This is a genomic window from Tissierella sp., from assembly GCF_052089545.1.
Lineage (GTDB): Bacteria > Bacillota > Clostridia > Tissierellales > Tissierellaceae > Tissierella_A.
In genome coordinates this window covers 1-4,824 of sequence record NZ_JBQDAA010000177.1, presented here as the reverse complement: position 1 = coordinate 4,824, position 4,824 = coordinate 1, and the positions used below count along the sequence as shown (strand labels likewise).

The 4,824-nt window shown below is 29.1% G+C and carries 10 protein-coding genes; 8 read left to right on the top strand and 2 right to left on the bottom strand.

The genetic code is table 11. From position 1 onward, the window contains the following. Positions 1–132: 132 nt before the first annotated feature. Both ACTHW2_RS10820 and ACTHW2_RS10815 read right to left on the bottom strand, forming a co-directional pair. A complete protein-coding gene (locus ACTHW2_RS10820; protein WP_442263931.1) occupies positions 133–654 on the bottom strand; it encodes a phage terminase small subunit P27 family in 522 nt (173 codons plus the stop codon). Positions 655–671: 17 nt separating this feature from the next. Further along, complete coding sequence (locus ACTHW2_RS10815) at positions 672–1,073, bottom strand: HNH endonuclease (protein ID WP_442263930.1); 402 nt, start codon at positions 1,071–1,073, stop codon at positions 672–674. A gap of 921 nt (positions 1,074–1,994) precedes the next feature. Between ACTHW2_RS10815 and ACTHW2_RS10810 the strand changes: the two genes are divergently transcribed. The 8 genes from ACTHW2_RS10810 to ACTHW2_RS10775 all read left to right on the top strand — a co-directional run bounded on the left by ACTHW2_RS10810 (position 1,995) and on the right by ACTHW2_RS10775 (position 4,612). After that, positions 1,995–2,321, top strand: a complete 327-nt coding sequence (locus ACTHW2_RS10810) for a hypothetical protein (protein WP_442263929.1) — start codon at positions 1,995–1,997, stop codon at positions 2,319–2,321. A 61-nt stretch (positions 2,322–2,382) separates the two neighbouring features. Then, positions 2,383–2,508, top strand: a complete 126-nt coding sequence (locus tag ACTHW2_RS10805) for a hypothetical protein (protein WP_442263928.1) — start codon at positions 2,383–2,385, stop codon at positions 2,506–2,508. Between the two features lie 27 nt (positions 2,509–2,535). Continuing rightward, a complete protein-coding gene (locus tag ACTHW2_RS10800) occupies positions 2,536–2,979 on the top strand; it encodes a hypothetical protein (RefSeq protein WP_442263927.1) in 444 nt (147 codons plus the stop codon). 14 nt (positions 2,980–2,993) lie between these two features. Then, complete coding sequence (locus tag ACTHW2_RS10795) at positions 2,994–3,188, top strand: hypothetical protein (protein WP_442263926.1); 195 nt, start codon at positions 2,994–2,996, stop codon at positions 3,186–3,188. Between the two features lie 9 nt (positions 3,189–3,197). Next, positions 3,198–3,401: a hypothetical protein gene (locus tag ACTHW2_RS10790; protein ID WP_442263925.1), complete on the top strand. Its 204-nt coding sequence runs from the start codon at positions 3,198–3,200 to the stop codon at positions 3,399–3,401. 11 nt (positions 3,402–3,412) lie between these two features. Continuing rightward, complete coding sequence (locus tag ACTHW2_RS10785; protein ID WP_442263924.1) at positions 3,413–3,931, top strand: hypothetical protein; 519 nt, start codon at positions 3,413–3,415, stop codon at positions 3,929–3,931. Positions 3,932–3,987: 56 nt separating this feature from the next. Further along, complete coding sequence (locus ACTHW2_RS10780) at positions 3,988–4,299, top strand: hypothetical protein (protein WP_442263923.1); 312 nt, start codon at positions 3,988–3,990, stop codon at positions 4,297–4,299. A 133-nt stretch (positions 4,300–4,432) separates the two neighbouring features. Next, the gene (locus ACTHW2_RS10775; RefSeq protein ID WP_442263922.1) at positions 4,433–4,612 is read left to right on the top strand and encodes a hypothetical protein; all 180 of its coding nucleotides are present in this window, start codon (positions 4,433–4,435) and stop codon (positions 4,610–4,612) included. Positions 4,613–4,824 lie beyond the last annotated feature (212 nt).

Here is a 4,824-nt window from a genome sequence, read left to right as displayed (position 1 = left end):
TATTCATTCATTTCTCATAATTCTCCTCAAAATTATGTATAAAAAGTGTGCGCATTTAAACCTGATTGACTGAACGCACGTAGTCTTTTACAACTTAATGCCGGTCTTATTACTATTCAATTGTCAATGTACTTATCTTGTTTTTCTGTTAAGAATCTTAGCTAACGGGTCTTCTTCTTCTTTTTGTTTTTCAAGATTTAAACTTGCTAAATTAGAACGAGAAGCTGGTGTCATTCCTAACTGAGTAGCCAATTGTTTAAACTGACTTACTGATTTATCTCGAATATCCACTGCTGGATTTTTCTTCTTAACGTCTCTTCCGTTTCTATCTGGTTCCATGTAAAATAATCCGTCTTTGTTTATATCTAAATCACATTCTCTAATCATAGCTAATGTTTCTGATATTTGAACAACTATAGGAATATCTAAGTTTTTCAAAACTCCACTAACTTCCATTTCTTTAGTGATAAAACTATAATACTCTTTTCCTAAGTCAGACAGATAATCAGGGACATCAGATACTTTCTCAGAGTTACCTCCTAGAGCTTCTTCTGTCTTTTGCATTTTTTCAATCTCTGCTTTAGTGTGGTTTCTGTCTCTATTAGGTCCACTAGTTTCTCTTAACGCTGCTGGTTTACTAGTTCTTCCTGCCATGTATGATTACCTCCTTTTTATATCGTTGGTTCATCTAAACCTTCATTAAACCTTTGTATCTCCCAATCTAATTGACCACTTACCCCTAAAGATAAGTTACAAGTCTTACATACTGTTATTAGATTATCTGGATCAAACGTTAACTCTGGATATTCTGAACGTGGCTTAATGTGATGTACTTGAAGCTGAGCCATTTCTATAAAACCTAACTCCACCCAACATCTATTACACATTCCACCATCTCTTTTAATAGTTCTAATTCTTAAATTCTTCCATCTCTTACTATTTAAATCTTTCTTTCGTTCTTTGTTTTCTTCATAATATTGTTTACTGTATTCATTTCCATTTTTAGTTTTGCAAGAGCAATTCTCAGTTTCTAACACTCTCTTACCACAACCACTGCAAACTTTATACCTCATAAACAACATCTCCGTACTCGTCTAAGACACATCCACAATAAATACATTCATATTTATCGTTTTCAATAATCTCAGTTTGTCCTCCGCAATTATCGCAGATTGGGTTTTCCATTACTTTTCACCTTCCTATTTAAAGAAAGATGACAACTTCCAAATTATGTATTACCTCTCTCTAATTACTATAAGACCGCTGGCTTGCACTTTGAAAGTAATGTATTGACAAAATTGTAAAATTATGTTATGTGAATATTTATTACACAAAAGGGTATTTATATGGTATAATAATATTACAGAAAAAATAATTTAAAAAAGTTTAAAATAATGCTTGACAAGATTGTTGTTATGTGTTATAATGTATTTAACAAGTAAATAGACCACATAAGAACCTGTGACTTTAAGTGTCGAGTTTATCACAGTTATCAATTAAACCGAGGTGAGCTGTAGCCGATACAAAAAATATAGTGGTGATAATTTATTATCCCTTAGTAGGACTTTTAGTGTGAGTCCACCATAAACAAAACAACACTGGGAAGACCCAATTGGGTTAGGAGACAAGACGTTGCATGAGAATTTATTCGATAGGTGCAATAAGAATTATTAAGTGATTGGTTATGGCTATCAAATAACCTTCTCTAGTTAGTTTTAATAATTGATAGTTGTATAAGGGACAAGTATAAGCTACTTTAAGTTAATTAAAACAATACATAATATCTAATACGAAACAACTTGTTGTTGAGTAAGAGCAATCTTTGATTGCGATAAGTTCTTCGAAGTAATATGGAGAGTATACATAATAACGAGTCTTCTATAGAAGAAAAAATTACAAGTAATTATTTTCTTTAAGTTTATTTATAAAAAGTATTGACACATTGAAACTATAAGGTTATAATTAATATATAATAAATAAAGGAGATGAAGAAAATGACAAGATATATACTAACAAAACACTCTATGGAAAGATATTCAGAAAGAGTTAACTTCAACCATAAGAAAATACAGGACGCAATGTTAAAGGATTTGAGAGCATTGAGAAACAAAAGGATAGTTAACATAGGCTCTAAAAAATATGTCTTCATGAAGAACTATAGAGAGTTCGTTATTCAAAAAGATGGAGATAAAGAAATAGTGATAACGGTTATTAAACATAAAAGAGATGCTAAAGAAAAAGCATTAGAAAGAAGACTAAAAGAAAAGAAAGAATATGAAGAATTAATAAATGAGTTTATTATAGAAAAAGATAAAAAATAAGTATTGACAATAAGAATAATTAGTGTTATAATTGTATTATAAAGTTAAGGAGTTGAAGAAAATGTTTATATTAGGATTTGTATTTATAGTAATGTCCTGTATATTAGGAGCTTCGATTATATTAGCCCCTGTAATGTTTATAGGTATGGTTATATTCTCAGCTTTTGAAGAATTAGGTAAAAAATAACAAATTATATAAAAGGAGAAATTAAAAATGAATGAAGAATTAACATATATACTAGAGGAAAACAATAAAAATGATATAGCTAGAATTTTGAATAATGAAACGTTATGTGAGTTGCACAAAGAAAAAGGATTGGAATTACATATCATTAGAATGGAAGATAGTGGTTCTTTTGGTGTATTTTTAAATAAAGAAGAAGGTAAGTTCTCTGAAAAAGAAATACTTGTAATGGAAAGATATTTAGAGGGCATTGGAAGAAGTATTGATGTTACAGGATCTGAGAGAATTGGTGTTATACTTGATAAAGATGAAGATATTAAACCATTCTGTAGTATGGATATATTGTTCCCGTATAATAAAACATACAAAACACAATCTTATGCTAGAATGATAGGATTCTCTCTGTTAAACGAAGTTAAAGATTTTAACAATGCAACACCAGATAGAGAAATTATATACAATCACATTTACTAATAGGAGGAAAAATTATGAATTTAGAACAATCAGAAAAAAATATGAAGAAAAAAGGTAAGGTATTTCAAGTAATAGCCTTAACTAAAAATAGTCAGAATAAATCTTATGTATTTGCAACAGAGAAAGATGCAATAAACTTCTTAGAGAGCCAAAACTTTATCGTAGCACATCAGCTTATCACAATAGATGTACATGGATTTAGAAAGTAGGTAATAATAATGAGTAGAGAAATAATAGGTTATAAAAAAATTGAAGACTTCCCCTTTGAGGGAATAATCTTCAAGCCTTGTTTGCCAAATGGAAAAACAATTGAATCAGCAAGTAGTATTCATTATAAAGATGGTAGCTTTGTATCATTTCCTTTAGATAAGGACTTGGACGATATAAAAGTTTTTAAGAATTATATTATATATTATGAATAGGAGAGTAATATATGGAATTAGAGTTAGAAAATGTCCTAAAATATGATTTTTACAATGATAAATTAGGTAATTACCACGAAATTGCGGTAGAAACTATGAATTATTTGTTACAATTTAAAGCATTTGAGTTAGTATCTGAGGATTTTTTCTCTAAAAGTATGGAGTTTTTTAACAACTTTTATGTAAATTTGATGGAAATTAATCAAAAAATAGGCTATAAATACAATAATCTAATGGATGAGATATTCGACTCTTCTTTTGATGGTGATGCGAGAGCTGTAAAAGGTAATTATATCAATGAAGCAAAGATTATAGAATTTAATAAGAAAATGAATGAGTTTGAAACGGCAACGACAGATTATATTGATGGACTACACCAAACTTTAGATGAGTTAGCTTTAAGTAAGATGTTTGCAACTGATATGAACCTTTTGAAAGTGTTAGAAAATGATTTTAATGGAACCTATCAGAGAATTGAGAGAATAGAAGAACAATATGGAAAATTTGAAGATTCAATGGACGAATATTAAATAATACTTGACAATACTTCCTCCCTATGGTATAATAACTGTAAGGAGGAATTTTTATGTACGATATATATGATATTTTAGAAGAAATAGATTTTAAAATAGTAAATAAAGAGTTGGAGTTTATCAAATTTTATGATAGTGGGAAAACAGTTCATATTAATTTCTATATAAAGCATAAGGATGAAGTTATCTTTGACTACTCTCCAAGATATTATGAAATATACAAAGGGAATTTTAATGAAGATGCTGTAAAAGCCACAGTAAAGGATATACTAAATGATTTAGATAGAGAAATAAAAGAACAAACAGGTGTCAAGTATATGATTTCTGATGCAGAGAAAGAATGGAAGGATAAATATGGAATTTAGTGTCTATGGATGTAACGCAGGTTGTTATAATGACGTGGATTTGATGCTATATGGTAGTAATTTTGAGTATAATTGGCAATTTCAGTGTTATTTTAAAGACGTTGAGTTGCTAAACGAGCTAAATAACAGAGGTATGTATAACAGGGAATATAAAGTAATACTATTAGATAGAGAAGATATATATAACTTCTATGCGGATAATTATATAAATGCAGATGAAAACATATGTGAACTGATGAATAATATAGAAAAGATAAAGGATATAGCTTTTGAAAGCGAGGATTATTGGTATTTAATTGTAGATATTTACTAAATAAGGGTTGACAGCCCTTATTTTTTATAGTATAATGTACATATAAACAAATAAAGGAGAAATAATATGAAACAATTCACAGTTTGGCTAGCAGTCGTAATCATACTGGCGATGATGCTATTGATAATGTGGACAACTATGTAAAGGAGTGGTAAGGATGATACGCACAGTTAAAGATTATGAAAAGCTATCAGAACAATATAACAAGATGC